Source organism: Seinonella peptonophila, from assembly GCF_900129355.1.
Taxonomy (GTDB): Bacteria; Bacillota; Bacilli; order Thermoactinomycetales; family Thermoactinomycetaceae; genus Seinonella; species Seinonella peptonophila.
This window is the reverse complement of the sequence record NZ_FQVL01000016.1, coordinates 35020-61885: the sequence shown is the minus strand read 5'-3', so window position 1 is coordinate 61885 and position 26866 is coordinate 35020. Positions and strand designations below refer to the sequence as shown.

Sequence of the window (26866 nt, the reverse complement as noted above, 5' to 3'; positions counted from 1 at the left end):
CACCGCTGGGACGGCGGGTAGAGCCTGCTAAGATAACTGGACGTTGGTCTGGTGTTCGCAGGAATCTACCACCTCTGTAGGTGGTAGTAGTTCAAAGGAAATAAACAACGTAGAAAAGTAACTTTGATTTCAGAGCCTGGGATATATCATATTGTTTTACGTTCATCAAAGAAAGAAGCTAAGGAATTTCAAAGATGGGTTAAACACGATGTGATGTCAGGATCAGGACCGAGATGTTTTTAAGCATATTACCTCCATTTTGATGGAATTGCTTAAAATTCACCTATTTCTGTTTGGTTTATAGCTTGATGATTTTTTTGCGATTTTAGTAACCCACAAATTATATTGATGGATGAACCAACATCTGCATTGGATGCAAGTACAGAATCTTTACTACAAGAAAATTTACAGCCAATTTTCAAAGGAAAAAAGCTGTTGTTGGCTCACCGACTGGCTACAGTGCGAGATGCAGATCGAACGATGGTCAATTAAACGAAATAGGAACTCATTAAGAACTTATGAATAATCGTTAAGTGTACTATTGATAGTTTAATGTGCAGTATGGAAATAGATGATAGTGAATGGCAAGTTCCATAAAGAATATGCAATTTAGTTCATCGAATGAGGAATTGCACAATTACTTTTCGTCAAGAGATAAGTCAAGTAATGCTATTCATTATATACACATATTAAAGAATATCTTTAGTTCAAGGATAATAGGAGTAAAGATACAGTTATATTCTCAATTGATGGCAATTTCTAATTATATTTTTAACTAGTTAAGGTAGCAAAATAGAGAAAATCATGACCACCCGTTCTACGAATGGTCATGATTATTTGGAATACTGAGGGGACGTTTTTTCTCATTTTTCTTTGGAGTGTATATATGTTGAAGCTATATTTCTTTTTATTCTGAAAACTACCAGAGTTTTAGGATTGAAGGTATGTTGGTCTCATTTGTCAATTAATATTTGACCTAGTTTAGGTATAAGATGTTGATTAACGATGGTCTTATATTCTTGATAGGTACGTGGAACTGTATTATTTTTAGCATAATCCTTCATCCATTGAACGATAAAACCTCTTAATGTTAATTTTGAGTGTTCCACATATGTACCTATGTTTAAATGATATAATTGCTCATCTAAAAATCTCTTTGCTTCTTTTTTTGTGCGAAAGCCACTATGCCATTTTCTTTTTCCGTGTTCATTTCTAAATTCAATAATTGCATACAACGATTTCCTTTTTTCTCAACATGTCCTGGCATAAGTTTGATCCTCCTGATTAACCATTGAATTTGATGATGTGAACATGACAGACCATTGTTTATCATATTGCTCTTCTATAAAACTGTGCTTATGGAGCATTAAGCGTTTTTTTACTAAAGAAGGAGCAACCCGGAAGATTTCGGATATTTGAGAGACCCTATGGAAAGGCTGTCTGAGTCTATTCAGCATACTAGAAGGAATTAAGAGAAATGTAGCGCCTAATTTTGCCTCTCTTTCTTGATGCTGAATTACTGATCGAGGGAGCAATAGCTGATTTCCTGAATGAAACAAACAATGAATCAACTCGTGGGCAATAACTTCACGTTGTTGATATTTATCAAGGTCTTCATTCACATTGATACAAAACCAATTGGCCTTCAGAGGATGGGATGCTACCCAACTACGTTTCACTGAAGTTCTAATAATATCAATATTGCGAGATTTAGCTATAAAATCAAGGTCTATTTCATGAGGGTGATTAATGTCCAAATGATCAAGTAAATCTGCAATCGATTGTTCTAGGTTTTCTATTGACTTAAAAACAAAAGGGATCATTTAATCGGCCTCCTTGTACTGACTAGTCAGTACAAAAAATAAGTAAAAATAAATCCTTGCAAGATAAGCAAGAAGAATGAAAAGGCATATTCCGTATGATGGTATATGCCTTGTTGTTCATTGAATATTTGTTTTTTAGTCATTCAAGATCCTTGTTTATATTGTTTTCTGATCTTAATCCAGTCTCTTACTATCATTTCTCGCTCTTCTTTTGAAGCAGAGAGAATATCATCGAAGAATAACATTTGATAAGGATCATCCCGAATGACTTCAACGAATTTTTGAACTAAGTCTGGATCTAAATCCTCCAAAGGGGTATTGGAAACATCAATAGGATTAGTTTCAGAATTGGAAGATAAATAGGAAGGTCGCGATTCACTGATTTGAATAGCTATATCATTGCTATCTGTCAAATAGCCCGCTAGACGTAGTAATTTTGAATCAGGTTCATTCAATGCGGCTGCCATTTTTTTTACAAATTCAGCCTTTGGAGGAGCATCTTTTGCTCCACTAATCGTCCGTGAGACTAAAGAAGTGCTGACTCCCGCTTTTTTTGCAAATCGACTTTGTGTCCAACCTAGTTCTTTGATTTTTTTTTGCAAGAATAAACCAAGTTTATTCACACTAATCACCCTTCGCTAGATTAAAGCTAGTATAGCAATAGATTTTACATAAATCAATATTTTCAGAAATAATTTACAAATAGGGTTGACATTGGATAATACGAGCGTTAATATTGCTATACAGCAACGAATTGCAGAATATGAACACTACTAAACAACTGGAAGGTCAAATACCTCAAAAATTAACACAATATTCTATCATTTTGTTGCTAAATGTAATGAGAGGGGGAAAGTGAATGAACCAGCTAGAAGGAAAAGAGGAAATTCTGAACATCACAACTCAAGATATCACAAATCTATTAGAAATGTTACAACAAGAGCGGTTGCCAAATGTACTACATCCGATGGATGTGGAGAGAATTCTTCGAATCTCTCACTATACGTGTGGAGAGTTGATGAAACGCAACGACTTTCCGTCTATCAAAATTGGAAGAAGATACAAAATACCCCGAGATGTTTTTTTTTGATTGGATGAGAAAAGCAGCGCTGGAGAAATCGGAAATTTCAGTAACATAGGAGAGGATAAGAGAATGGCAATATGGCCGTTTAAACGAATTATTGGCTTTGTCAGGAGAGGATTTAGACAGTATCGATTTTATGTACAAAGGCAGGACAATGATCGAGTGTATTTATGGACACCTGAAACCATGTTGAGAGTTAAAAGAAAATGCTCACTACCGACTATAGTGAGCACAACAAAAGACAAAGAAAAATATCCACATAAGAGTTTACCACAAATGGAAGAAAAAGGCGATGAGGTGAATTCATGTTCCAACCAGCAAACCAAGTGAAAAGGTATTTGAAAATGGTGATCTATGGGAAAGCAGGTGTTGGTAAGACTCTTTTTGCTTTGAAAGTTCCAGGTCGAAAAGCTGTGATTAATACCGGCAACGAAACGGATTTTTATAGACGAGCCTATTCCTTTGATGTAAAAAACACGTGCATATTCAGAAGTCAAGCAGCTCCTTGAGATGGTAGAACATCTTGCCAATCAATATGATGTTTTAATCATTGATCCAATCACTAATATTTATCAGAAAATGAAGGATGTAGCTTGGGAAGATGCAGAGCAACGTGCGAAACGCAAAGGGAAGAGTCCTGATGAAGCTAATCTTACACAATGTGATTGGGGAAAGATTAAACAAAAATTTGCGTCTTTGATCAGTCAACTTTCCAATCTGCCTTGCCATCTTATTGTTACTGGATGGCAAAAGGATATCTATGATGAGAAGTCAATGAAGATAATTGGTACTCGGATTGATGCTGATAAGAAGACGAATCATTTGGGTGATATCGTCATTAAACTCGAACGAGATCACTATGGAAATCGATTTGGAGTCATTGATAAAGACCGAACTCAGACTTTTCGGGAAGGACAACGAGTTAAAAATCCGTCATTCGATCAGTTTTTGCCCGTTTTAGAAGATGGGAAAGTGCTAACGATTCCTGAATCGACATATGACCAGTATCGTGACATTTACATCATGGGATCAAAAAAGGGATTGAATAATGGGAAAGTGCTAACGATTCCTGAATCGACATATGACCAGTATCGTGACATTTACATCATGGGATCAAAAAAGGGATTGAATAGTGATCAAGTCAAAGAGTTCGCTTCTAAAATATTCGATTTTACTGTTGACTCCTTAAAACAATTGAATGCAACCGCTGCTGAGAAGTTAAAATACGAAATCGAAAAATTAGAATTGGTTGGGCAGTGATCGAAATGAAACTAAAAAATGTGGATTTGGAAATGATGGAACGGCAAATTACAGCATTGGAAGAAAGTCTACAATTTCAAGATCGGCATTGGACTTGGAGTGTGTTGCTTCAGTTGAAACAGTCATTTGAAACGCTGAGAGAAGAATTAGAAAAATAATTAACTTTTTGATCAGGGAATTTCTTTTTCCCTGATCAAAAAAGGGGTGTACATATGCGATTCAATGAATTTGTTTCTGTGTCACGTGACACAGTTGAAAGTCAAATATGGGAGAAGCCGCCGATCTATTTTAAGGTTTGGATGTACCTACTGATTCGAGCAAGTCAATGGAAGGAATATGGATTTAAAAAAGGGCAATTGTATACATCCATTAGTGAAATTCAAGATGCTTGCGGTTGGAAGATTGGTTATCGAACCAAACGACCATCAAAAACAGATGTGATTCGAGTGCTCAACTGGTTACGTGATTTGGAGTGTGAGCATCATCGAATCAAAACCGAATGGAAATAACAAGGCATGATGGTTACCATTGAACAAGATGTTTGGTTTACCTGTCCTAAGTGATGATCTGTTGAGGTAATCCATCGAGACAGAGTCTCTTTGGTATGGCTTTTTGCTGGTCTTGTTTAGTAAGGAGTGAGCAGTATCGAAGGATGGATCAAATTATACCGAAAAATCTTGTTAAGTGATCTGTATCGTTCGTTAAATGCAAAGCAAAAAATAGTCTTTTTTACACTGTTACTTATGGTTAATCACCAATCAAGGAGATGGGAGTACCAAGGGGAGATTTATCGATTACAACCTGGACAAGTGGTGACCTCTTTGGCAAAGATTCGAGCTATGTCAGCTGATTGTGAGGTATCTATTCAAACCGTGCGAACCACTTTGTTGAAGCTTGAAAAGTGGGGATTTCTAACAAATCAATCAACAAAGAAGAATCGCCTCATTACGCTTGTTAATTGGGAGTTTTACCAAGGTGATAGAGAAGAATCTACAAAGAAATTAACAAACAACCAACAAAGTACTAACAAAGAGCTAGCAAACCATCAACAAAGTGATAACAAAGAGCTAATAACTAACAAGAATGAAGAGAATGTAAAGAATGATAAGAATGAGGAAAATGAAAAGAATCGTCATCTCTGCTCTTCCACTCATTCAAAACAAACTTGGTTTGAAAGAATTGAGCAGCATTATTTGAAACGCAGAGGCAAAGGAATGGATTTAACTACAAAAGATATACAAGCCATTCACAGTTTATTAAACGAGGGATTCACTTTGAATGATGTGATAGAAGGTATCGATTATGCATTTAATCGGTTCCAGCCAAAACATAAAAAAGATGAAATTCAGTCGTTTCGCTATTGTGAAAAAGTGATTCATGATCTTGCAGCTAAACGAGATTGGAAAACGAGAGGAGGATTGAGGAATGAAGAAGATCCATCAATTGATTCCGCATATGGAAAAAATGATCCGATCGAAGTCGATTTCCAAAATAGTTACTATGCAGGAGTCATCGCGGATGAGTGCCTTGAATAATTTATGCCCTCATTGTCAGGATACGGGTTATGTTTTGAAAGATAACTGGACGGCACAAGAGTGTATGTGTTTGGAGCAAAAACGTTTGCATGCACGGTTGAAAAATAGCCTGATCCCTGATGAGTTTCAAGAGGCAACATTTCATAATTACAGCACTCATCATTCTGTCCAGAAAAAACTACTGAAAGCTGCCTTACAGTATATCAATCAATTTCCATCTATTCACGATCAAGCCTCAAATAGTCTAGGGTTTATAGCGAAGGTTGGCGAACAAAAGATTCGATCAGTTAACAATCTAGTGGAAAAACGAAAATTGAAGGAGCGGCATAATAGCTTTGGCTTAGGTAAAACTCATTTGAAAATTGCTATTGCTAAACACTTAATGAAACAGGGAATTTCGGTTTTGGTCATTTCGGATGCTACTTTTATGGATGAACTCATGAATGTCAAAATGTGTGAAGATCAGAATATATTTTCGCAATTGCTTGAAACAGTGACAAAAGTACCAGTACTTGTTTGGGATGACATCGGAAAGGCGAATCCTAGTGAGGCAAAAAAATCGGCTTATTTTCGAATCATCAATGATCGTTGTAGAAAGAGGAGACCAATCCTCTTTAGCTCAAATGAGGACTTAGAGACCCTTGCTTTTCGAATTGGTGATGGAGCAGCTTCACGTTTATTTGGAATGTCTGAAAAACGTCTGTATCTAGTCGAGGGCCCAGATTATCGAATGAAGGGAAAAAATAATTCCCTTTGAATATACCTTGCCGTTTTAAAAATTTCGGGAGTCATTGTCCAAACTAAATATCAGTATCTTCAGACTCCCTGTTCATGTCTTGAGGGGAGAGAGGCAATGAAGGACTTAGTGAAAGAGTATGCTCACTCGCTGAGAAAGGTGAGACAAGCCATCAAATCGTTAGAACTGTCAACGAAAAATACAAGAGATGATGCTCAACTCAAGATCTTACGGAATATGGAAAGAGATTTGGTCTACACCATTCACTTAATGAAAAGGCAAATTTGTGCTTCAAAACGAGATTTATCGCGCAGGAGCAAATCTCAACGCGAGATACCAACTGATCCAAATAAAATGGATTACTATTCATATATGGAGGTATTCAAAGAACCTATCTGTTCAGTTACGGACAACGATCGATTGAAGTTATTTCGAGTGTTGCAAATATTGTCTCCCCACGAGAAAGAAGTCTATATATTGCGAAATGGACAAGGTTTTTTACATAAGGAAATTGCGAGCTTTTTAGGTGTAACTGAATGGAATGTACAACAAACACTGAAGAGAGCAGAACAAAAAATAAAAAGAAGAGTGGAGAATATGGAAATAATTGATTTTTATCAAAATAATTGTTTGAAGTAATGCTGCTGATGTAGATTTTTATTTTATATCGATTGATTCGAGTCAGGTTTTGCCACCTATTAGTGAAAGGCTTTTGATCTAACATTGTGCGAGAATGAAAATAGACATTTCTCAGTTGAAGAATGATAGAGAGGAGATATGAAAGATATGAGATGGTCACAAAAAGTGAAGCAGAGAGATGGGAAATGCGCCATTTGTCAGACTCCAAAGAATTTGACCGCTCACCATTTGTATTCAAAAAGTCGTTATCCCATGTTCTCGGAGGATTTGAACAATGGGATTACCTTGTGTCAGAAACATCATCAGGAATTTCATGATCAATGCGGGAATCAAGCAGGTTTTGGATTTGCGAAATGGCTTTTGAACCAACAACGGGTAAGTAGGAGTCACAAAGATAAAGTGTTTCAGAGAGTTTGCGAGCTGCAAGAAAAACTAGAAGAGTTGCAACGAAAAAGATGGAATCATAATAAGTCGTCATCATTTTCTCAAACGAAAAAAAGATTTGTACTGTTACAAACGAGTGTTTCAGAGAATGAATTTGATACGTTTCAAAGTCTCTGTCAAGCCCTATCGTTAACACCTCAACAAGCATTGCATCGATTGGTTCATGATGAAGGACAAGCATGGTTAAAAAAAGAGAAAGTAAGAGAAACATTACTGTCATTGGCTTAGATGGGAGGTGAAATAGGAGATGAAAGTCTTTGTATATGAATCCAAGCAATTATTGGGTAAGCTTTGTCTGTGGTATTTTCGAAGAAATAAGATTGAGGTTGTTTCGAATCGAAAAAAAGCTGATGTCGCTTTTGCTCCATTTCCTATTCGTATTCTTTCCAAACAAGAAATTGAAAAACCGAAATATGGAACTTTGATCTTCCATCCAAGTCTATTGCCTCGTCATCGTGGCCTTGATCCAATAGCCTGGGCGTTTCGATTTCGTGAAAAGTATACAGGAGCTTGTTGGTACTGGGCAACTCCTGAAATTAATCAAGGTGATATTTGTGAAATGGAAGTACTAGCAATTGGTCCTAATGATACACCTCAAACGTTTTGGGAACATGTTGCAGTTCCTTCAGCCATTCGAATGCTTTATTTTATTATAGAAGACCTTTCAAATGGAATTCAAAGAAGAAGACCTCAGAATCATGATTTCGCCACCTTTGAACCATATGTGACGGAGCCTCCTGGAAAGGAGGATTTTTTTTGATATGGGTAGTTGGATATCTAAAAAAAGATGGTGTTCTCAAAAGAGTAAAGGGCTACAAGAGACAAAATAGGTTGTCAGTAGGTGATAATGATGTTGAAGCAACGAAAGCTAACGTTGCGTGAAATGAAGTTAAAGAAGTGGTTGTTATGGGGGTTATTAATTGGCAACTGTTTGATGGGACTATTGATTGTATTTCTTTGGTTATCTGGAGAATTAAATATAAACGTCTTGAAGAAAAATGAAAAGGAGAATCTAGCGCTTTCAAATGAGGCAAAAGCTTTCGCTGTGCATTTCGCGGTCGATTATTACAACTGGACATTGGGACAAGAAGAAGCAAGAGTGAAACGATTACAACCTTATTTGCCAGAAGGAATGGATACACAAGCAGGTATCCATTTCACTCAACTACAAAGAGAAGCTAGACCTGGAGCAGCACAAGTTTGGAAAGTAGAAAGTCAAGGTTTCAATCAGTCTACGATCACTATCATGATCAATGTGACTTACTATAACCCCAAAAATAGTCAAGATTTTTACACCATTAAACGATGGCTCGCAGTTCCTATTCAAGCGAATCGTTCCGATGGATTTATTATCCGAAATATTCCGTACGTAATTCCTCCTCCTGCTATTGTCCATATGAAAAAATCAGTAGAGGAGGTAAAAGGAAAAGTGGTGGACACTGTTACTCAGAGGCAAATACAAGAGGTGTTGCGAAATTTTTTTGATGTATATAGTCGTGGCAATTTAGATGATATTCGATACTTAACACAATCAGATAAACCAATACAAGGCTTTCAAGGATTGATGAAGTTTCTTTCGCTAGAAGATTTAAAGGTGATTCAATCAGGTCCCAATTGCTATGCCTATACAACAGTTGTTTTACAAGAGAAGGATTCCTCGACCGAGATGATGTATCCCTTTGAAATTAGACTTCGCAAGGAAAAAAATCAATGGTTTGTTTACGAATTGAACCATCAATAGGGGGCGATTGGATGGATGTGCCTATCATAGGCAATGTGGTGGATTTTTTTCTACATGCGTTGAGTTATATTCTAGGTGGCATAGTAGGATATCGGGTATTTATTGCCTTTCAACAAGATAATGATGTTCAGTTATGGAAAGCATGGTTTTGGGGGTTTATTGCATTCGGTCTGATTTCTAAGGTGGGAAGTGTATTCCAGATATTTGGTGATATATGGGATGATATAATCAAGTGAAGTGAGGTGTTATATGCAGAATTTAACCAGAATTTTGGAACGTGAAAACAAGTGGTATAAAGTCGGTCCGATCGTAATTGCACGCGGAATCCCAAAACGGATTCCTTTTTATTTTGTTCTACTTCTTGGGATAGTTTATTTCATCTCTTTGTTACCATTTACGCCTTTTTGGTTTTTTCTTCAGTTGAAAGCGGGTTGGGTGATCAATTATTTGATAGTGCCTACATGGGGTGCGTTATGGATGGAGCGGTTTCAAAATGGACGAAGATCACCTGAGCGATCGGTTTGGATATGGATACAATTTCTTCTATCCAATAAACGGGTGAATCCCTATCGGTCAATAGATCAGCCAGTATGGATTCGTGTTGTCCTTGATTATACGTACCGCCTGAAACCCCGAAAGGAGGAATTGCATGTTTAAATCCTTTGTTTTCCCCATACAACATTTGGAAGGAAATCTTGTTTTTACAACTAAAGGTGAAGTAGTTGCTTATTATGAAATCCCATTGATTAATTATGCCTATTTATCTGATCAGGAAAAACAAGCAGTTACACAACCGTGGATCAAATTGTTTGGTCGCTTGAAAAGAGAGATTCATATATTGTCAGTCCCGCATTTTTTTGATCTAGAGGCGCACCAGGGTCGGCTCAAACAGGAAGTCCCAGATGGATCAATGAAACGGAATGCATTGAAGTACTTGGATCGAATGACGACATCTTTACATCATCTTCAACAAAAGCCCATTCAATCTCGCATTTTTTTAGGTGTGAAGCTCAAAAGAATGCGAATCCGGACTCGACGAAAAAAGCTACTGAAACGGCTGGAATTTAAATGGAATGATTTCCGACAGTATGTTCAATCCGAAGCTGAGTTAGAAAAGACAGATATTCTAGAAGAAGAACTCTTTACCTGCCAAGAGCAAGAAAGAAAAGTGTATGAGGATATTAGCTGTATTTCGGCTCAACCAGTAACCACAACAGATTTAGAATTCATTATTCGACATCAAGCATTTCGAGGGGTTAAAAAGGAAATAACAGGGAATTGGAAGCCTCGAGTCGAAAAGAATAGGGATCAAGCATCTATTCAGTCGAATCCAAAAGATGTTCGTAATTTATTATTAGGCGAGTATGAAATCTCTCCTCAACATATCCGTGTTCGTCATGTTCGAGATGGGACGTTAGAAGATGAGTGGACACAATTTTTGTATCTCTCCTACTTACCAGATCATATTCATTTTCCAGGAGATGAATGGTTATATTGGTTGCAATATCTGCCTTTTCCTTTAGATGTATCGCTAAGAATTCGTCCCATACCAAATGCTCAAGCTATTGAATTGATTGCAAAGCAAAAAAGACGTCTCAATCATTATGTATCCCATACACGGGAGGAAGGGAAACAGCAAGATTTAGATTTGGAGCAAGCATATCTAGAAACAGTTGAGGAAGAAAAAAATCTTAGAAGAAGTCGTGCTCCGTTGCTTGATATTTCAATTGCATTTGCTGTATATGGCTCAACTCAAGAAGAGTTATATCATCGTTCTCATCAGCTGATGAATTTGTATCGAAATTACAATAAAGATATGGAGGTCATCGTTCCAGCAGGGGATCAGCTCCAAGCTTTTTATGAGTTTTTACCTGGTGGCGATACACTTATACCAGACTTTCGCCACAAACTAAAGCCTGAGATGGTTGCGCAAAGTATGGTGAATGGATCGCAGTATTTAGGGGATAATCGAGGGATTTTTGTTGGATTAACTGGACCTGCTGAGTTCTCCAATGAAATGCTAAATCGTCCAGTTTTTTTACATCAGTCCTCAGCGATTCAAGGAGGAAATCAGATTGATACCAAAAGCCCTGGCATTCTATTAATTGGACAAACGGGTTATGGAAAATCTTTTGCTGCATCGCTACTGATGTATCAAGCGATTCATCATTTAGGTGCAAGGACGATTTTAATTGACTCCAAAGGTGAACGTAGTCATTGGATAACTGATTTGCCAGGTTTAGAAGGTCAAGTGGGATTAACCCGACTCGGCAGTGATCCAAAATTCAAAGGTATGTTAGATCCATTTCAGCTATTTCCGCAAGTGGAAGCACCTTTGTATGCCAAAGATTTTTTACAGCAATTGGTTCAAGTCAATCGACAACATCCTTGGCATCATCTCATTCAGGAAGCCATACATCAGGTTAAATGGAGCAAAAATCCATCAATGTCTCAAGTATTATCGGAAATCGAAAAACGAGACAAGTATCTATACAAAACCCTTTCACTATATGAATCGTTTCCGTTTTCTCAGTTAGTATTTGGTACTGGGGAATCCATACTCAATCCATTAGATCTAGATAAGCCGCTAAACATTATCCAAATCGATGAGCTACGAATCCCTGAACGCGATAAGCAGCCTGAGCGTTATGATGAAATGGAGGTTTTGTCTAAGGCATTGATGACTCCAATCACGGGATTTGTAAATCAGCTTGTGAGAAAGAATCGGTTGTACAACCAGATATACTGGGAAGAGGCTTGGATTCCTTTGTCTTCTGAGTCTGGAAGACGTGCAATCGAAGAGGGCATCCGGTTAGGAAGATATTGGAACAGTGGAATACTATTGGTTACTCAAAATGCAACGGATGTTCCAAGAGAGCTTGTGAATAATTTAGGTATTAAGTGTGTATTCAAACTATCCGATGAGAAAGAGATAGAAAGAGCGCTTGAGATATTGGAGATGGAGATTAATCAACAAAATAGACAATTGATTCAGAATCTAAGGGAGGGAGAGTGTATGATGCGTGATGCATTTGGTAGAGTGGGTCGTTTGTTTTTTCATTGTGTATTTCAAGAACTAGCTCAGGCTTTCGATACCACTCCTCCTGAACAAATAGGAGATGAACAAAAGTGAATCTATTACACAAAAGAGCTTTGAGAATTCCGCTGATCTCCATTGGTGTTGTTATGACCATAATTGCTCTATTGATCATGATTGAATTTGGAATCAATTACTTTCTTGTTCCGACCGACAAGTTTGGAAGAGGACCAAGGGGTGTTGTTGCGGCATATGAAAAATCAAAAAAAGAGAAAGATGGTATTACTCTTCAACAAGTCGCACAGCCCCAATTAGCAGAGATGATTGCAGATGTTTATGATTTTAGTCTAGATCAAAAAGCGAAAAAAAAAGTTCCAAGTCCTGGTTTTGTAATGAATGAATACAAAATTGATTCATTTGAATTCTATTATCATGTTAAATGGCAGTATTTGAGCGGAACATCTTCAGAGGAAGGCTATCGAGTGATTTATGACCGAGACAAGAATGAGTGGAAGTTAGAGGAGATTGATAGGAATAAGTTTGAGGTTTTGACAAATGGCTTAACTTCGGAAGTGATACGGAGGAATGTGCATGATCAAGATGTGGATTAGAGTCCTATTAGGAGGGCTCTTATTTTTTATAGTTATTCCGCAAATAGTTTATGGAGCACCTGAACAAAAAGTACCTGATTGGAATTGGATAAGCAAAACAGGTCAATGGATCGGAAACTTGTTCAAAGAAGGAGGGAAACGATTAGATCATTGGGTATCTCCAAATCAATATAGTAAGAAAAAAGAGAAATCAAGTGACTCTGTTGGTATAAATCTCATTGATAATTTGTTGCCACATTCTAAAGGAAACATGAGAGTGGGAAGAGTTGAAGTATTATATAATCAGTACCCATTATCGCACTATCAAATTGATTTATCTTTGGAGAATCCATATTTTTGGGAGTTCAATGACAAAGCAAATAATGTAGGTAACTATTTTTTCAATGAAATCAATAATGCAATATGGAAAGTTAATGTTTTTGGTTCACGTGTGACAGTTTGGGTGTTAGAGAATGCGATCAATTTAAATTTGGTTGAGGATATAGGACAATCAATAAGCGAAGCTCTTAAACGTTTGGCAGGAATCAGCCAAGGAGAGATTTCTCAAAAAGGAATTTATGGTTTGTTGTTTCCATTGATGGTCATCATAATGGGTTTTTGGGTGGGATGGCAATCGATTGCATTAGAGAATGAAGAAGGTGCAATCAAAGGAATTATACATGCATGTGTGGTGATTTTTTTCGCTCTATCCTTTTTCTATTATTCTCATTCAATTATCCAATCGATGAATCAAGCAAGTAGTGGTATGACAAAAGAGTTTCTAGGCATTTCAACGAATCTTATAAGTATGGATTCGATTGATTATACATCCGATGAGGCGGAAGTACGTGCCGGCAATAACTTATGGAATGTGATGGTGTTTAAACCGTATCTCCTGTTGCAGTATGGAACAACATCTGTTGAGGAAAAAAGAAGAAATGACTTATTAAAACAAGATCCACAAAGTAAAAAAAGAGCAGATTTAGTAAAAAAAGAGATATCAGTAAAATCGGATGAAGGTTATGAAAATAAAAATATGACATCATCAAATAACAGCACACGATTAGGTTTTATTGTGATGGTGCTTTGTTTCAACGTCGTGTTAGGGTTGATGGTGATTCTTTTATCAGCAGGTATTCCCTTTTTTCAACTTTACTTCATGTTTTTAATTTTACTCTCTCCTATAGCTTTAGCATGGGCCATTGTTCCTTTTTGGAAAGAATCACTTTATCGATGGTCTTCAGAAGTACTTGGGGCCTTGCTAATGAAATTGTCCTTAGGTGTCGTATTAGCTATCTTTTTTGCTTTTAGTAGTGCTCTGTATGATTTCTCTGAAGAAAAAGGTTATGTGTTTATGATGTTTATGCAGCTTTGTCTTCTTGCGCTTTTATTTTGGAAAAGCAAGGAAATTTTTCAGTTGGTGACAGCTCCAGCAGTGTGGTTAGGGAAATCAGGAACTGGGGTTGATCAAACGATGGAAATATTATTGAGAAAATTGTCTAGTCAATTAATGACGAAAGAAAATATTTTGGGAAAAATCATCCCGAATTCAGACGGAAATTCATCAATGAAAGTAAATATACTGGATTCAAATCAGCCTAAGTCAAATCCACTATATCAAAAGTCAACAGAAATAGATCAACATTTAAGTGTAAAGAAAGAAAATCAAGTTACGAAGCCTACAATGAATCAGAATATCATTCGAAAAAACAATGAAACTGCATTTCCAATGGTCGAAGGTTCATTATCTCCGAAAGATAAGATTAGAAAGGACGAAACGAATGAAACATAAACAAGCTCTCATCTATATCGTTTTTGCATTGTTGATTGGTACCCTGATATGGGGCTTTTTTTATTGGACTTATTCAGAAGATCAGTTGAAAGAAAAACAGGTATCGATTCCTTCAGATTCTATGGTAGCAAGTGAAAAACGATATACGAAAGAAGATATGAAGCAATCGGAAAAAGTAGCAAGAGAATTCTTAATCATGTATCTCAAAGAAAAAATGGAATTAGATCAAATGAAATATCTTGTGACGCCTTATTTGTACATGCAGTTGCAACAGATGCAAAAATTTCATCGAAAGACGGCAGAGGTTCAACTGTATCAAACAGTTTCCATCAATCGTGGGCTTTCAGAAATGACAGAGAATGGAATGTCCTGGACATTTGATGTAATTGAAGAAATCACAAACGCTCAATCAGAGAAAACAACTGAGGAAAAGTTCTATACTCTTCAGCTTATCAAAGAGGATCGATGGCAAGTGGATGAGGTGGATGCACATGGAACCTTTGATTAAAGATAGAGTGAAAAAAGTTAGCAAAACTAAACGTTTAATCAAATGGATCTTGATCTGGAAATATCCGCTCTTATTTTTGACATTATTCCTTGTACCAATCATGATTCCAATTGGTTTTTTATTTGTACTCTTCATTTTGTCCAGCGTTTCCTCTGCCCCAAATCATCAAGAACAGGTGGTGCAGGGGGCAGTTTCTTCTCATTTCCCATCAGTGGCCGCTTCTTATTTACCTATTTACCAAACTGCTGGGAAAAAGTATAGAGTTCCTTGGAACATCTTAGCTGCTATTCATAAAGTCGAAACTAACTTTGGTCAAAATCTCAGTGTTAGCACAGCTGGAGCAAAAGGTCAGACGCAATTTATGGAGAAGACGTGGTTGGGGTGGAGATATCCAGGGGGAAATCGACTTGGCAATTTACCAGACTACATCAATATCACTGATCCAAAACAAATAGCTAAGTACGGTGGATACGGGGTAGATGCAAATGGGGATGGAAAAGCTGAACCAAGTGATCCAATGGATGCGATATATGCTACTGCGAAGTATCTATCTGCCAATCATCGATCAGGAGAAGATTGGTTTTCTCAAAAAGGAGCAGTCTGGCAGTATAACCATGACTATTCTCGCTATGTACTCAAAGTTAAGAAATATGCAGAAGAGTTTATCGATCCAAAAATTACATCGACAGACTCTTTTTTGTTTCCTGTACAGGGTGGACAGATTACTTCACAGTTTGGATCGCGTAGACACCCGATACAAAAAATAGTACGTCAACATGATGGAGTTGATATTGCCAAAGAGAGAGGCACACCCATCTTAGCTGCTGAACAAGGAGAAGTCGTAGAAAGTCGTCCTTCAAGTGGATATGGATGGAAAATTGTTGTTCAGCATGTAAATGGATTCAAAACAACCTATGCACATATGTATCCACAAGATGTCAAAGTTAAGGTGGGTCAGGTTGTGCAAAAGGGTGAAATTATCGCATTAGTAGGAAGCAATGGATGGAGCACGGGGCCTCATCTCCATTTTGAAGCGGAAAAAGATGGGCAGTTGATAGATCCAATGTATTTATTCAAAAAGTAGTCTTATGGGGGATTGATCAAATGAATAAGAAGGAAACTCCATCAATTCAATTCCCATATCAAATTGTGGTTCCACTGTTATTGGGCTGCTATATTTTTAGGAAATATTTATGGGAAGCAAAGTGGAGTTTTAAGACTTGGAAGAATTTCTATGATATATGGAGTTCAAAATCTATCAATCTTACTGTTATGGGTGTCATGCTTTCACTAATTGTAGTAGTATTTCTCTTATTCTATTATCGATTGCGGGCAAAGAGCGATGTGAAATTTTTACGTATCATTCCCTCAAACAAAGTGTCCACTACAGCAAAGATTGCAGAAGAATTTGTAGCTGATTTATATGAGCGTTATCGAACCAAATGGATGCGAATCAAGAGAGGAAGGGAATGGTTTGGACTTTTAACCTATGTGAATCGCTATAATGAGATTGAAATATACTTTTCATATCCTGAGGATAAGCAAACAAGTGTAATACGAGTGTTACAGGAATACTTCCCAGCTTGTGCATTGGAAGAGATCGCAAAAGAAGAGTTGCCCTTGCCAAAGAATCAAAACATGAGTGGGGGCCATTTTTTTATGAATCAAATAGGGAAACAAGCTGGGCTTCCACTTCAATCAATCCAAGAATCTAAGTTGGGAAGTATCTACAGACATATGGATCCATATACTTGGATTTGGGTACGCTTTAGTCCAAATCAATCCTCAAAACGATTGGAAAAAAGGGCTGCTAAGGGATTGGAAAATTTGGGATTTACAAAAGAAGAATTGAAAGGTCTAGTATTTTCAGAGATAGAGTATCCAGAAAAAAGAGTCATGGATTTAAAACCAGAGGAAAAAGCTAGGTATCGATCATTATTTCAGCAACATACTGGACGTGAGAAATCGTTTCAAGTCGCTGTATGTGTGTGGTCACAAAGCTCGGCGAGAGATCGTGTGGTGCAGGATGTAAAAGGATCAATTAAACGTGTGCTGGAGTGGGATAATTATGTTGAGTTAAGGAAGAGAAGATGGTTGTCACATTGGATGAATCCTCTATGTACCTATCAGTCAATTCCTTGGTGGAGACAAGGAATGACGTGGAGCCATAAGGAGTTGGGAAATCTGTTGCATGTCCCTGATGGGAAAGATCCCATATATAACTTGCCTGAGGAGGATGAAGAACGTCCCTATATTGCGACACATGGAGTTCCAGGCCATGAATTGAATGAAGGGATGTTAGTTGGTCGATTGGATCAAGGGTCTGAAAGGGAGATAAGAATTCCCTATCGACAGTGGACATACATGGGATTTGGTTCAGGAGAGACAGGAAGTGGTAAAACTGCTCTATTTTTGAATATGATGTATTCACACTTAGAAGAAGAGTGGTATCGGAATCCATCAGCTCCTGGATTTACATTTGTCGATCCAAAAGGGGATGCGGGACTGAAGTTATTAGCTAAAATCAACAGTGATTTCAAACGATTGGAGCAAGAAGGAATAGATATAACCTCATTAAAAGAACGGATTCATTATTTTGACTTAGCTTCAACTAAGTACATTTTAGGATTGAATCTGTTGCATAAGCATGAAGGAATAGACAAAGAATCAATTGTGAATCAAGCAATGGATTTACTTAAAAACGCCTATCAAGATGACTCTATGTTACTAGATAAATTTGGTCAAATGGCACTACATGCATTACTTGCAGATCATAAAACACACAGTATTTTAGGGATGGAGCAGATATTGAAAAAAGACTCCTCATTTCGAGACCAGGTATTGCCATATCTTGCGGGTTCGATCTATGAAGCTGATTGGGCTGAGAACAAAAAAGCGATTGATCAGGGTAAAGTTACACAACCGATTGTGAATAGAATGCAGAAGATTCGATTAAATGCTAGGATGCGTCGGTTATTTGGACAAGCCGATTTGGGATTACATCCAGCTAAATGGATGGATCGGGGAGACATTTGTATTTTTAATGTTTCAGGACTCGGAAAAGAAGAAAGACGAATGGCAGTTGGGTTTATTATCACGCAATATCATGTACAAGCTCAACAACGAAAACGAAAAAACAAAATTCATTTGCACATGGAAGATGAATATCACTTAGTGCAGATTCCAATTGTTAAAAATATCTACGCGATTGATCGGTACACAGGTCACTGTTTTTTGCCAATGACTCAATATGTAGATCAATTAGAACCAGATATATTGGATGCTTTTGATGGGAATGCCAGTACTCTTATCGCATGTAACCAAGGAAATAAATCGGCTCGTGCAATGGCCGAAATATCTGGAGATCATATTGATCCTTACGAGATACAGAACTTGCCTAGCTTAACAGCTGTGGTTTCCACAAAAAACAGTAAAGGAGAACGTATTACGTTTCGAATCAAATCGAAGCCACCTTATTTGTATCATGAGTCTGGAAAGCCAACCTATTTTGGAACCGATCAGGCAAGGCAAGATCGTGAAGAAGAGGAAGCCTTTCAGGTAGCACAACGATTTGGGGAAGAGCTAATGAAAAGAGATTGTACTCCTGTAAAAGAAGTGGATCAATGGATTCAACAATATCTTAGCAAATAAGGTGGAATCGCTGTTTTTTAAGACAGCGTTTTTTTTGTTGCAAAATGAGGAGGGAAATCGATGAAGAAAAATCATATTTATTGTATCGATAATGTAGCAGGACTGCGTCAATACACCCCAGATGAAAGCATTGATTTGACTGTGACAAGCCCTCCGTATGACCGTTTACGCAAATATCATGGATATATTTTTGATTTTCCAAATTTAGCACGAGAATTGTATCGAGTGACAAAGCCTGGGGGTGTTGTTGTTTGGATTGTGGCCGATCAGACCATCGAAGGAACTGAGACTGGAACGAGCTTTCGCCAGGCTCTTTATTTCAAAAAAATAGGTTTTTTGCTTCATGATACGATGATTTATCAAAAAAGAAATCCAGTACCATCAAATCAAATGCGATACCAGAGTAGTTTTGAATATATGTTTGTTTTTAGTAAAGGGAGGCCTAATACCTTTCATCCAATAAAAGAGCCTACTAAGTATGGTGGAAAACAGGAGTTTCATGGACGAAAACGATTAGCCAATGGACAGTTAGTGAGATACAAGAATAGTGGAAAGCCCATCAAAGCAATGAAAGTACGTTGTAATGTTTGGACCTATAACGTAGGATATCAGCATAGTTCCAGGGATCAAATTGCGTTTGAACATCCAGCTATTTTTCCAGAGGCATTAGCAGCTGATCACATTTTATCTTGGTCAAATCCAGGTGAAGTGGTTCTTGATCCGTTTATAGGTAGTGGTACAACTGCAAAAATGGCGATACTTAATAATCGGTATTATGTAGGTTTTGAAGTTAGCCGTGAATACGTTAAAATTGCGAACAAAAGGATGTCCTCTATAAAATAGCTAGGGATTTGATTTGACAAGATCTTATGGTTGATCATTTTTGAATCTGTCTGTTGGTGGATACTCCTATAGCTAGCCTTTTAGCGTTGGTACAAGATACTCTTTCTATAAGCTAGCTTCCCACAGTCATTCATAATCACCATAGAGGATTTTGAGAGATAGGAAGTTGGGTTAAACACTAATAGAAGACAAGACAATACGACGGGAACATAGTTTTAATATTAGGAGAACTCTAATCCTTTTCTCACCTGCAAAAGGGTTATCCAAAACTTGAATAGCATATTCGACTAATTCTTTGACCATATTGGAAGTTAGTTGGTAATCTTCACATATTTCTTTTTATTGTCATCTCGTCTCTTAGACACGCTAGAACTAGAGAAACTTGAATTCGCGTACCTTTTATTACGGGCATTCCATTGATTATTCTTCTATTACTAGAAATACAATTATGTGCCTCGGCTATTTTGTTCAAATATAAACAACCATCCATTACAATTCCTCCTCTTGTCCATCATCTTATTTATTAGTCATATTATCTTGAAAAAACATGGGAACTTTGTTGAGATAGCCCTGTGGATTGGCACGAAAGCTATCAACATGTTGATTCTCTTCACTCCACCATATCGCTTTGGTTAGACCAAATGCTTGTTCAAGTGGATGCCCTCTATATAATGAAAATAAGACTAAAAAGATTGGGATCTTTCTTAATTGGTTCATTTTCGTACGGGATGGTTATTTTGGAAATCAAAACCCTATAATTCGGCTAACATCGTACAAGACGTTTCTAATCTGCTGATTACTTCTTCAGATCTAATTCAAGGGGTACTTACTTAGCACCAATCTATTTGAGTAACTCTAACATATAGGGCTGTATGATAGGTCGATGTAAATCCTCTTATATTCGAAAATAGGAAGAAGAGCTTTTCAATATGTATTTAGTGAATCAAGTAATATTTTATAAAATCAATAGTAGGTGTGTGACAATTGAAAAAATTGGTTGTTGACGATACAGCTTTCCTAAACCTAAATGAAGAACGTAGGGAGTGCCTTAAAAACGAACAGGCACTCCATGTTTTTGTAGATAGGAATTATATAGAAACTCCTTTTTAATCAAGAACCTGGAGGATCACTTACAAAGTTATGATGAATGGAATCTAAATTTTTTAGCATGAAAACAGAAATGACTTTTGTCATCTCTTTTCACCTCCTTTGTTTAGTTGAATTCTAGCTTACTAACTTTATATTTAGCAAGATAATTCTTAGATCGACTCGAGTCTACTTCTTCATAGCAATGGGATAATTTTAAGTAAAGTTCTGGATCAGTAAACGGGAAGTTATTATTTTCCGATAGAGACTTTGCCTTTTCTAAGAATATAATCGCTGATTCAGGTTCTTGGGTTTTAATATAAAAGTCACCAAGTGTAACCAATGAAGTATAATAACGAATTCCATCATCGTTTTTTTTGCCAAGATCTACAGCCTTAATTAAGTGTTCTTTGGCTTTATCCCAATCAGATAAGGTCATATATAGTTTTCCTAACCTTGTATAGGTTGTAACAAAAAAGTATTTTTGCTTTATTTTCTTTTCTAGTGGTAGAGCAGATGAATACCAATCCTCAGCTTCCCCATAATCTTTTTTAGAGAAGCAAATATCACCCATTGCAGTTAGTAGTTCTACAGCTCTTGAGTAGTGTTTGTTTAACCTCGCTAATTCGATTCCCTCTTCTGCATAATTTAACGCCTCAAGATGATACCCTTTTTTTGAACATAGTATTGCTTTAATTTCAATCGCGTTTAAAAGAGAATCCAAACTCTTATGCCAATTATCCTTTTCTTTTAAAAGCTTTTCCACTGTTAGTAATGCTTCTTCATCCTGATGCATTTTTTCTAAATAAGAGGCTTTACCACTAAGAAGAGAAAGTTTTATGAATGATCTTAATCCGTCTTCTTGAAATGCTTTTAAACCAAGATCAGAATAATGTAAAGCCTGCTCTAAATCATTCTGATAGAAAAAAGCAATCCGACCCAATTCAACGAAACAAGCTGATCTAATATTTGTGTATTCCAGTTCAGGGTATTTGTTTAATAAGACTATAGCTTGATTGAATCTCTTTCTAGCTTTTTCATAATTCCTTTTATAATATAAACAACGACCTTCTAGATGAAGGTATAAAACTTTTAAGTGATTGTTTGTTGGAACAGGAATACTTTTGAGCTCTTTGTATACTTTTTCCGGGTCAATGATATCAGTTAACTTTTCAATTCTCAATAATTTTCTTTGGATTGATTTTTTTTGTGTGTTTTCTTCTTGAATAATTGAAGGTAATTTTTTGAAAGGAATTTTTAAGAAAGTGCAATACTCTTGAATATATTTTTCGGTAACGCTAGGGATGCCACGCTCTATATTACTAAGAGTGGCAGAGGATAATGTTTCCATCATTTTGGCCACGTTTTCAATTGACCAACCGTTCTGTTTTCTTACCTTCCTGAGTGCCTCACCTATTACCTTACGATCAGAATGTATCATAATTAGTCCCTCCTAGAAAGTTCTCTTTAATCTCGTATTAGACGAAATTCAGTGAATTTCCTGCATTCGTAATGTAATTTACCCGAAAAAATATGTTTATTATTATTTTTCTGCATTTCACTATTACGAATCGGGGATTTTCGATGAATATATATATATTTACAAATATTTTATATATTAATAAAATGATGATACCAAGTTAAGTAGTAATGATGAAACGCTATCTGCTATTCAATTACTTATTTACGGAGGCCGAATATGGAAGATAAACATATCAATCGGGTCATTCTCCGATCCTTAAATGAGTATCAACGAACCCTTATGTCTCAACAGGAACAGATTCAAAAAAGTGAAAAACCTTATCGATTTTCTAACGCTTTACTCAAGGGAGAATTGATATGGGTTGAAAAGGCGCAAGCTCTTTATAATGAGAGAACAAAATCACAATCGAGCAAAAATTTAACAAAAAAGATGCAGGATACTCGTCTATTATTGAAAGATTTAAGATCTGAACCAGAAGGTAGTGTGATGGGAATATCTGGAGATTATCAGCAAGTTCAAGTGCTCTATAAAACAACTCAAGGTTTTATTCTGAAAATCGATGGTCAGCATATTTGGGAGACAGAAGATTTAGAGAAAATAAATTTACTGTTTGCAACATTGATTATTTGAAAAAGAATTTGATTGATCAGAATCAATTGCCAAGTTTCATAATGAGAATTTCATCTTCATTCTAACATGAAGAAATGTGGGAGGATTATAAATGAACTTTTTGAAGAAAACCCAACAGGTTGCATTTAGTTTACAAGAGGATTCAAGATTTCCGGACAGCTACGATACATTTACTGAGACGTTAGGTATTCAAACACAATCTAATATTTATGTTATTGAAAAAGGATTAGAAAAAAGGTTAATCAGTTCTTACTCATGGAACGATAATGATCCAATTAATGGATGTTTTAAAGAAAATGGGATTCATGACGATGTTGAGATAGAGTTTGAAGCAATCGATAAGACGATGTCAAATCTGCAATTTCAAGATTTTTACTTTGTCGAATCAGACGGAACTGAAGAAGAGAGTGTTAGGAAACTTTTATCTAATAAAGTCACTGTTGTTCCGATACGTAATAAAAAAGAAAATTTAGGTTGGATCATTTTGTCGCGATACCAAAAGTTTGGTGCAAATGAAGTGTTATTAGCTGAATATGGAGCGTCGATGATCGCAATTCTTATGACCATAAGCGAGCAGGGAAAGAAAGAAAAGGAGTATCAGGATCGTTCTAAGGTTAGACGAGCTTTAAATTCTCTATCATATAGTGAATTGGAAGCTGCGAATTTAATATTAAGTGAATTGGATGGTCTTGAAGGTCTATTGGTAGCAAGTAAAGTGGCTGATCGAGAAGGGATTACCCGGTCTATCATTGTAAATGCATTACGCAAACTAGAAAGTGCTGGGATGGTGTATTCAAAGTCATTGGGTATGAAAGGAACCTTTGTTAAAGTGCTGAATCCAAACCTTTTATCAGCTATTGAAAAGGTAGCGACTTCATATTTAGAGATGACTGTTTAAGATTAGCATAAACGCATAGGATAGGAGATTCTTGTATTTGAAAGAACAACAGATCAATGAGTGGGTAAAAAGTTTGTCTTATACCATTCATGTACAGTCGGAAGACTCATGGAAAATAGAAATAATGGAACGATACAAGGAACCTAGTAAGGTAACATTTCAAACTTGCTGTGCTAAACAATCCTTTGAACATTTACAGAATAAAGGACTTCCACCTATATTAGCAGGCTTTAAGTGTTGCCAGTGTAATGCAGAAAGCCACAAAGTATTAAAAGGGACTCGTTTAATTCTTTTAAAAAATGGTTCATTCATTTTCCTTTTTGATTTTGCAGAGGGGTTTGATTGAATAATACTTCAAGTACGAACGGAGAAATGATATGGTTCCCTATTCAACTGATATAAATGTCTCCCAGTTGATTGAAGAAGAGTTTAAACAGACCATTCCTATCATACATAAAGAAAGCGAATACGATTATAGGATTATACAATTTACAAGAAGCGGTGTTGCGCGGGTTTTAGGTCGAGTATCCACTCAAGAGCAAGCTCGAAAGCTTGTAAATTGTATGCTACTAGTACAAATGAAGAGTCATCCAGTAGGCGGCAACCAGACTGGATGACTAGATAACATAGAAAAGAACGAAATTTAATTATAACAGATTCATCATTATACGTGGAACAAAGGTAACTCTGTTGAGACCTTACAAAAGGGGAGTTGGCTTTATGAGAAAACTACCCAAGGATCAATTATATCAACTTTATATTGAAGATTTTTACACATATCAAGAAATCGCTGAATTCTTCAGATGTTCTACTGAGACTGTACGGAAAAATATTGAGTTCTTTAATCTACCTAAACGCTCAAAAGGAATGTCAATAACAAGAAGGTTGAAGATGAAAAATCAAGAATTGCGAAGACTGCTGAATCATTTGTATTGGGAGAGGGGAATGTCTACTCATATGATTGGGATCATTTCAAAGTAACACAAATATCGGTATGTAATAATATGAATCGCCTAAGCATTAAACTATGCTCTCCTGGAAGAAGATCCAGCCATAATAAAGACAGATTATGAAATATTGGAATGGTCATTGTATTTGGGCTTAATAGGTAAATATATGTTATCTAGCTTATTTTAAGATCATGGTGACTAAAAGTAAATGATAGATACGCCTTAATTCGAAGGAGGAAATAAATGAAATATCAAGTGGCAAAAGAAGCTTTTTTTAGTGAGATTGATGAAGGTGCGTTTATTTATCATAGTCAAACAGAAATATGCTTTGGGTTGGATGAAGTTGGATTAAAAATTTGGCAATTGATTGAACAAGGAAAGGAGCTAGAGAAAATTATTGAAAGTATCAATTTGGAGTACCAAGAAGATAGATTGCAGGTTGAAAAAGATATTATTCGTTTTGTCAATCAATTAACGGAACATGATCTTGTGATAATGAACAAATAGATTACTGATTAATGCAGGGAGGTGATGCAAAAAAGATAACTACACTTTCTTGCAAATTAAAAAAAGGGGGTATAAATCGTGAAAGAAACTAAAAATTCACCAAAGAAATACACAACTCCAAACCTAATTGTATTAGGTAACATTGTTGATATTACTTTTGGTGGTAAAGATGGTCATAACACTGACACTTTTTCAACAAGGTATCCTCGTAGTGAATAGTTTTTGAGTATATTTCGAAGAGTGCCTTTGGGTACTCTTCGAAATATTAATATCTGGAGGGAACATGAACTTTTATGATGTATCAGGAATAAAGATTAGAACTAAAATAAACTTTGATTCATTACTATATAAAAGCTGCAAGAATAATTTTGATTTCGAGGTTATACATGATGATGATTTTTTCGAAGAGAGTTATTTTAAAAAAGCTGATGTTTTATTCAGGAGGTTTATTATAAACGAGTCAACTCCGTTCGAAGAAGTTTTCCAGATGGATAATGGAAAATACCTTATTAGATGGTTGAATACTTACTTTTTTTATATTGACAAGCGATTAGTGATATTTAAAGGAAAACTTGATAGTGAGTTTTATAGTTTGTTTTTCTCAAAGGTACTTTCTTTTTTGCTGTATTTAAAAGGATATACTCAGCTACATGGCAGTGCTGCACGTTATATAAATAAGACTGTTTGTTTTATAGGAGAGTCTGGATCTGGAAAGTCAACATGTGCCTCCCAAGCTGTTTTAAATGGAGGAAAGATCATTACTGATGATATTATCGCTTTGCATCCAGTGAGCCAAAAGCTTATCAGCGGTGTGCCAAGTCTGAGATTGGAATCCACGTCTTCTCTTATAAAAATGGCAACTAAAACTTTTGATGAGGTAGATAAACTTCGAATAGATCTTTCGCACGGTTTTCATTATAGTGATTTATCAACAATTGATTGTTTTATTTTTTTAGAGGTTAATGACGAGACTAAGCTTTCAATTTCTAAAATAAAAGGAAATGAAAAGATGTTGCACCTCTTAACAAATGTATTTAATAAATTTTTTTTGAAAAACGTATTTAATCATATTCTCTATAAAGAGAACATGAAAGTCTTTTCTTATTTGACTAAAAGAATTCCTATGTTCAAGGTTTATAGGCAGTCCAAAACGAAACCTACTGAACTATTGAATCTAATCCATTCTATAGTTTTGAAACTCTAATTTTGAGGAGAAAGCAGGGATAAAAGAATGATAAAATTCATTTTGTTCTTAAAGAGCTATTGGTATTTACTGTATTTTTATGTGATGTTGAGAAGAAGGGGTCTTCGAATAGTTCTTGATGGAATTGACAATAAAGAAAAAATCAGTAAAAGATCCATTGAAGTTGACAAAAATTCTCTTGTAGCTGCCTTTCGTTTGGCATGCAATTTCCATTTTCTAAACGTGGAGTGCTTGGAGCGTTCAATCACACTTTACAAACTACTCATTTCAAGTAACTTTGATGGAACATTATGTGTTGGTATTAGAAGAAAACCTTTTTTAAGTCATGCGTGGGTTGAAACAACCAGCATTGAAGAACTTAATGAAAGTAAGTATAGAGAGAAATTTCAGGTGTTTTTATCTGTGTCTCAAGGAGGTTCTTGAAA

At 36.2% G+C, this 26866-nt stretch carries 35 protein-coding genes and 1 pseudogene; 31 read left to right on the top strand and 5 right to left on the bottom strand.

Annotation, left to right across the window (positions count from 1 at the left end):
* Positions 1-111 precede the first annotated feature (111 nt).
* Together BUB71_RS20415 and BUB71_RS19790 are read left to right on the top strand one after the other, a co-directional pair.
* Positions 112-243: pseudogene (locus tag BUB71_RS20415) on the top strand (BRO family protein); the annotation flags it as partial.
* Between the two features lie 105 nt (positions 244-348).
* Complete coding sequence (locus BUB71_RS19790; protein ID WP_175552415.1) at positions 349-492, top strand: hypothetical protein; 144 nt, start codon at positions 349-351, stop codon at positions 490-492.
* 461 nt (positions 493-953) lie between these two features.
* Here the strand turns inward: BUB71_RS19790 and BUB71_RS17015 are convergent, their stop codons facing one another.
* From BUB71_RS17015 to BUB71_RS17005, 3 genes are all read right to left on the bottom strand, one after another.
* Positions 954-1235, bottom strand: a complete 282-nt coding sequence (locus BUB71_RS17015) for a tyrosine-type recombinase/integrase (protein WP_073157789.1) — start codon at positions 1233-1235, stop codon at positions 954-956.
* Positions 1236-1250: 15 nt separating this feature from the next.
* Positions 1251-1823, bottom strand: a complete 573-nt coding sequence (locus BUB71_RS17010) for an ImmA/IrrE family metallo-endopeptidase (RefSeq protein WP_073157786.1) — start codon at positions 1821-1823, stop codon at positions 1251-1253.
* Positions 1824-1966: 143 nt separating this feature from the next.
* Positions 1967-2446, bottom strand: coding sequence for a helix-turn-helix domain-containing protein (locus BUB71_RS17005; protein WP_073157783.1), 480 nt, complete (start codon positions 2444-2446; stop codon positions 1967-1969).
* A 236-nt stretch (positions 2447-2682) separates the two neighbouring features.
* On the opposite strand from BUB71_RS17005, the gene BUB71_RS17000 reads away from it, so the two are divergent.
* The 20 genes from BUB71_RS17000 (at position 2683) to BUB71_RS16905 (ending at position 19683) form a co-directional block, all read left to right on the top strand.
* Positions 2683-2913 carry a MerR family transcriptional regulator gene (locus BUB71_RS17000; protein ID WP_073157780.1) on the top strand — a complete coding sequence of 77 codons (231 nt, stop codon included), beginning with the start codon at positions 2683-2685 and terminating at the stop codon, positions 2911-2913.
* Positions 2914-3212: 299 nt separating this feature from the next.
* Complete coding sequence (locus tag BUB71_RS16990; RefSeq protein ID WP_073157774.1) at positions 3213-3416, top strand: hypothetical protein; 204 nt, start codon at positions 3213-3215, stop codon at positions 3414-3416.
* A gap of 1 nt (position 3417) precedes the next feature.
* Positions 3418-4167: an AAA family ATPase gene (locus BUB71_RS16985; protein ID WP_073157771.1), complete on the top strand. Its 750-nt coding sequence runs from the start codon at positions 3418-3420 to the stop codon at positions 4165-4167.
* 5 nt (positions 4168-4172) lie between these two features.
* On the top strand, positions 4173-4325 hold the full coding sequence (locus tag BUB71_RS19785) for a hypothetical protein (protein WP_175552414.1): 153 nt from the start codon (positions 4173-4175) through the stop codon (positions 4323-4325).
* 54 nt (positions 4326-4379) lie between these two features.
* Positions 4380-4676 (top strand): hypothetical protein, encoded by a 297-nt coding sequence (locus BUB71_RS16980; protein ID WP_073157766.1) that lies wholly within the window; start codon positions 4380-4382, stop codon positions 4674-4676.
* Positions 4677-4802: 126 nt separating this feature from the next.
* Positions 4803-5702: a hypothetical protein gene (locus BUB71_RS16975; protein ID WP_139279168.1), complete on the top strand. Its 900-nt coding sequence runs from the start codon at positions 4803-4805 to the stop codon at positions 5700-5702.
* Complete coding sequence (locus BUB71_RS16970; RefSeq protein ID WP_073157760.1) at positions 5686-6459, top strand: ATP-binding protein; 774 nt, start codon at positions 5686-5688, stop codon at positions 6457-6459. The genes BUB71_RS16975 and BUB71_RS16970 overlap by 17 nt, the downstream gene beginning before the upstream one ends.
* Positions 6460-6555: 96 nt before the next feature.
* A complete protein-coding gene (locus BUB71_RS16965) occupies positions 6556-7077 on the top strand; it encodes a sigma factor-like helix-turn-helix DNA-binding protein (protein WP_073157757.1) in 522 nt (173 codons plus the stop codon).
* Between the two features lie 147 nt (positions 7078-7224).
* Complete coding sequence (locus tag BUB71_RS16960) at positions 7225-7749, top strand: HNH endonuclease signature motif containing protein (protein WP_073157754.1); 525 nt, start codon at positions 7225-7227, stop codon at positions 7747-7749.
* Positions 7750-7768: 19 nt separating this feature from the next.
* Positions 7769-8281, top strand: coding sequence for a formyltransferase family protein (locus BUB71_RS16955; RefSeq protein ID WP_073157751.1), 513 nt, complete (start codon positions 7769-7771; stop codon positions 8279-8281).
* Positions 8282-8368: 87 nt separating this feature from the next.
* The gene (locus tag BUB71_RS16950) at positions 8369-9262 is read left to right on the top strand and encodes a conjugal transfer protein (RefSeq protein ID WP_084731750.1); all 894 of its coding nucleotides are present in this window, start codon (positions 8369-8371) and stop codon (positions 9260-9262) included.
* A gap of 11 nt (positions 9263-9273) precedes the next feature.
* Entirely contained in the window at positions 9274-9498 is a 225-nt protein-coding gene (locus tag BUB71_RS16945) for a hypothetical protein (protein ID WP_073157743.1), read from the top strand.
* Positions 9499-9511: 13 nt separating this feature from the next.
* Positions 9512-9919 (top strand): hypothetical protein, encoded by a 408-nt coding sequence (locus BUB71_RS16940; protein WP_073157740.1) that lies wholly within the window; start codon positions 9512-9514, stop codon positions 9917-9919.
* Positions 9912-12395: an ATP-binding protein gene (locus BUB71_RS16935; protein ID WP_073157737.1), complete on the top strand. Its 2484-nt coding sequence runs from the start codon at positions 9912-9914 to the stop codon at positions 12393-12395. Before BUB71_RS16940 ends, BUB71_RS16935 begins: the two co-directional genes overlap by 8 nt.
* Complete coding sequence (locus BUB71_RS16930; protein WP_073157734.1) at positions 12392-12910, top strand: hypothetical protein; 519 nt, start codon at positions 12392-12394, stop codon at positions 12908-12910. Before BUB71_RS16935 ends, BUB71_RS16930 begins: the two co-directional genes overlap by 4 nt.
* Positions 12891-14681: a CD3337/EF1877 family mobilome membrane protein gene (locus BUB71_RS16925; RefSeq protein WP_073157731.1), complete on the top strand. Its 1791-nt coding sequence runs from the start codon at positions 12891-12893 to the stop codon at positions 14679-14681. The genes BUB71_RS16930 and BUB71_RS16925 overlap by 20 nt, the downstream gene beginning before the upstream one ends.
* Positions 14671-15189 (top strand): hypothetical protein, encoded by a 519-nt coding sequence (locus BUB71_RS16920; RefSeq protein WP_073157728.1) that lies wholly within the window; start codon positions 14671-14673, stop codon positions 15187-15189. The genes BUB71_RS16925 and BUB71_RS16920 overlap by 11 nt, the downstream gene beginning before the upstream one ends.
* Complete coding sequence (locus BUB71_RS16915; protein WP_175552413.1) at positions 15173-16273, top strand: peptidoglycan DD-metalloendopeptidase family protein; 1101 nt, start codon at positions 15173-15175, stop codon at positions 16271-16273. Before BUB71_RS16920 ends, BUB71_RS16915 begins: the two co-directional genes overlap by 17 nt.
* 20 nt (positions 16274-16293) lie before the next feature.
* The gene (locus BUB71_RS16910) at positions 16294-18840 is read left to right on the top strand and encodes a type IV secretory system conjugative DNA transfer family protein (RefSeq protein WP_073157722.1); all 2547 of its coding nucleotides are present in this window, start codon (positions 16294-16296) and stop codon (positions 18838-18840) included.
* A gap of 60 nt (positions 18841-18900) precedes the next feature.
* Entirely contained in the window at positions 18901-19683 is a 783-nt protein-coding gene (locus BUB71_RS16905; RefSeq protein WP_073157717.1) for a DNA-methyltransferase, read from the top strand.
* Positions 19684-20008: 325 nt separating this feature from the next.
* Here BUB71_RS16905 and BUB71_RS20410 read toward each other — a convergent pair whose 3' ends face one another.
* Positions 20009-20173 (bottom strand): DUF433 domain-containing protein, encoded by a 165-nt coding sequence (locus BUB71_RS20410; protein WP_084731748.1) that lies wholly within the window; start codon positions 20171-20173, stop codon positions 20009-20011.
* A 723-nt stretch (positions 20174-20896) separates the two neighbouring features.
* Positions 20897-22210: a helix-turn-helix domain-containing protein gene (locus tag BUB71_RS16890; protein WP_073157711.1), complete on the bottom strand. Its 1314-nt coding sequence runs from the start codon at positions 22208-22210 to the stop codon at positions 20897-20899.
* Between the two features lie 258 nt (positions 22211-22468).
* On the opposite strand from BUB71_RS16890, the gene BUB71_RS16885 reads away from it, so the two are divergent.
* The 9 genes from BUB71_RS16885 to BUB71_RS16850 all read left to right on the top strand — a co-directional run bounded on the left by BUB71_RS16885 (position 22469) and on the right by BUB71_RS16850 (position 26864).
* A complete protein-coding gene (locus BUB71_RS16885; RefSeq protein ID WP_073157708.1) occupies positions 22469-22882 on the top strand; it encodes a hypothetical protein in 414 nt (137 codons plus the stop codon).
* 91 nt (positions 22883-22973) lie between these two features.
* On the top strand, positions 22974-23780 hold the full coding sequence (locus tag BUB71_RS16880; RefSeq protein WP_073157705.1) for a hypothetical protein: 807 nt from the start codon (positions 22974-22976) through the stop codon (positions 23778-23780).
* A 37-nt stretch (positions 23781-23817) separates the two neighbouring features.
* Complete coding sequence (locus BUB71_RS16875) at positions 23818-24126, top strand: hypothetical protein (RefSeq protein ID WP_073157702.1); 309 nt, start codon at positions 23818-23820, stop codon at positions 24124-24126.
* 31 nt (positions 24127-24157) lie between these two features.
* Positions 24158-24397 (top strand): hypothetical protein, encoded by a 240-nt coding sequence (locus BUB71_RS16870; protein WP_073157699.1) that lies wholly within the window; start codon positions 24158-24160, stop codon positions 24395-24397.
* A gap of 103 nt (positions 24398-24500) precedes the next feature.
* The gene (locus BUB71_RS16865; RefSeq protein WP_073157695.1) at positions 24501-24761 is read left to right on the top strand and encodes a hypothetical protein; all 261 of its coding nucleotides are present in this window, start codon (positions 24501-24503) and stop codon (positions 24759-24761) included.
* A gap of 212 nt (positions 24762-24973) precedes the next feature.
* A complete protein-coding gene (locus tag BUB71_RS16860; RefSeq protein WP_073157692.1) occupies positions 24974-25237 on the top strand; it encodes a PqqD family protein in 264 nt (87 codons plus the stop codon).
* Between the two features lie 78 nt (positions 25238-25315).
* A complete protein-coding gene (locus BUB71_RS19780; protein ID WP_175552412.1) occupies positions 25316-25456 on the top strand; it encodes a hypothetical protein in 141 nt (46 codons plus the stop codon).
* Between the two features lie 64 nt (positions 25457-25520).
* Entirely contained in the window at positions 25521-26441 is a 921-nt protein-coding gene (locus BUB71_RS16855) for a phosphoenolpyruvate carboxykinase (ATP) (RefSeq protein WP_073157689.1), read from the top strand.
* Positions 26442-26468: 27 nt separating this feature from the next.
* Positions 26469-26864, top strand: coding sequence for a lasso peptide biosynthesis B2 protein (locus BUB71_RS16850; protein WP_073157684.1), 396 nt, complete (start codon positions 26469-26471; stop codon positions 26862-26864).
* The last annotated feature ends 2 nt before the right edge of the window (positions 26865-26866 follow it).

What these genes read in the sequence shown, in the direction of transcription:
- BUB71_RS16885 (WP_073157708.1), top strand. Translation starts at nt 22,469, where the DNA reads ATGGAAGATAAACATATCAATCGGGTCATTCTCCGATCCTTAAATGAG.
- BUB71_RS16960 (WP_073157754.1), top strand. Translation starts at nt 7,225, where the DNA reads ATGAGATGGTCACAAAAAGTGAAGCAGAGAGATGGGAAATGCGCCATT.
- BUB71_RS17010 (WP_073157786.1), bottom strand. Translation starts at nt 1,823, where the DNA reads ATGATCCCTTTTGTTTTTAAGTCAATAGAAAACCTAGAACAATCGATT.
- BUB71_RS19785 (WP_175552414.1), top strand. Translation starts at nt 4,173, where the DNA reads ATGAAACTAAAAAATGTGGATTTGGAAATGATGGAACGGCAAATTACA.
- BUB71_RS16940 (WP_073157740.1), top strand. Translation starts at nt 9,512, where the DNA reads ATGCAGAATTTAACCAGAATTTTGGAACGTGAAAACAAGTGGTATAAA.
- BUB71_RS16910 (WP_073157722.1), top strand. Translation starts at nt 16,294, where the DNA reads ATGAATAAGAAGGAAACTCCATCAATTCAATTCCCATATCAAATTGTG.
- BUB71_RS16980 (WP_073157766.1), top strand. Translation starts at nt 4,380, where the DNA reads ATGCGATTCAATGAATTTGTTTCTGTGTCACGTGACACAGTTGAAAGT.
- BUB71_RS16880 (WP_073157705.1), top strand. Translation starts at nt 22,974, where the DNA reads ATGAACTTTTTGAAGAAAACCCAACAGGTTGCATTTAGTTTACAAGAG.
- BUB71_RS16990 (WP_073157774.1), top strand. Translation starts at nt 3,213, where the DNA reads ATGTTCCAACCAGCAAACCAAGTGAAAAGGTATTTGAAAATGGTGATC.
- BUB71_RS16945 (WP_073157743.1), top strand. Translation starts at nt 9,274, where the DNA reads ATGGATGTGCCTATCATAGGCAATGTGGTGGATTTTTTTCTACATGCG.
- BUB71_RS16970 (WP_073157760.1), top strand. Translation starts at nt 5,686, where the DNA reads ATGAGTGCCTTGAATAATTTATGCCCTCATTGTCAGGATACGGGTTAT.
- BUB71_RS16855 (WP_073157689.1), top strand. Translation starts at nt 25,521, where the DNA reads ATGAACTTTTATGATGTATCAGGAATAAAGATTAGAACTAAAATAAAC.
- BUB71_RS16950 (WP_084731750.1), top strand. Translation starts at nt 8,369, where the DNA reads ATGATGTTGAAGCAACGAAAGCTAACGTTGCGTGAAATGAAGTTAAAG.
- BUB71_RS16925 (WP_073157731.1), top strand. Translation starts at nt 12,891, where the DNA reads ATGATCAAGATGTGGATTAGAGTCCTATTAGGAGGGCTCTTATTTTTT.
- BUB71_RS17000 (WP_073157780.1), top strand. Translation starts at nt 2,683, where the DNA reads ATGAACCAGCTAGAAGGAAAAGAGGAAATTCTGAACATCACAACTCAA.
- BUB71_RS16915 (WP_175552413.1), top strand. Translation starts at nt 15,173, where the DNA reads ATGGAACCTTTGATTAAAGATAGAGTGAAAAAAGTTAGCAAAACTAAA.
- BUB71_RS16935 (WP_073157737.1), top strand. Translation starts at nt 9,912, where the DNA reads ATGTTTAAATCCTTTGTTTTCCCCATACAACATTTGGAAGGAAATCTT.
- BUB71_RS16905 (WP_073157717.1), top strand. Translation starts at nt 18,901, where the DNA reads ATGAAGAAAAATCATATTTATTGTATCGATAATGTAGCAGGACTGCGT.
- BUB71_RS20410 (WP_084731748.1), bottom strand. Translation starts at nt 20,173, where the DNA reads ATGGATGGTTGTTTATATTTGAACAAAATAGCCGAGGCACATAATTGT.
- BUB71_RS16870 (WP_073157699.1), top strand. Translation starts at nt 24,158, where the DNA reads ATGGTTCCCTATTCAACTGATATAAATGTCTCCCAGTTGATTGAAGAA.
- BUB71_RS19790 (WP_175552415.1), top strand. Translation starts at nt 349, where the DNA reads ATGGATGAACCAACATCTGCATTGGATGCAAGTACAGAATCTTTACTA.
- BUB71_RS16965 (WP_073157757.1), top strand. Translation starts at nt 6,556, where the DNA reads ATGAAGGACTTAGTGAAAGAGTATGCTCACTCGCTGAGAAAGGTGAGA.
- BUB71_RS16985 (WP_073157771.1), top strand. Translation starts at nt 3,418, where the DNA reads ATGGTAGAACATCTTGCCAATCAATATGATGTTTTAATCATTGATCCA.
- BUB71_RS16920 (WP_073157728.1), top strand. Translation starts at nt 14,671, where the DNA reads ATGAAACATAAACAAGCTCTCATCTATATCGTTTTTGCATTGTTGATT.
- BUB71_RS16890 (WP_073157711.1), bottom strand. Translation starts at nt 22,210, where the DNA reads ATGATACATTCTGATCGTAAGGTAATAGGTGAGGCACTCAGGAAGGTA.
- BUB71_RS16955 (WP_073157751.1), top strand. Translation starts at nt 7,769, where the DNA reads ATGAAAGTCTTTGTATATGAATCCAAGCAATTATTGGGTAAGCTTTGT.
- BUB71_RS16865 (WP_073157695.1), top strand. Translation starts at nt 24,501, where the DNA reads ATGAGAAAACTACCCAAGGATCAATTATATCAACTTTATATTGAAGAT.
- BUB71_RS16860 (WP_073157692.1), top strand. Translation starts at nt 24,974, where the DNA reads ATGAAATATCAAGTGGCAAAAGAAGCTTTTTTTAGTGAGATTGATGAA.
- BUB71_RS16850 (WP_073157684.1), top strand. Translation starts at nt 26,469, where the DNA reads ATGATAAAATTCATTTTGTTCTTAAAGAGCTATTGGTATTTACTGTAT.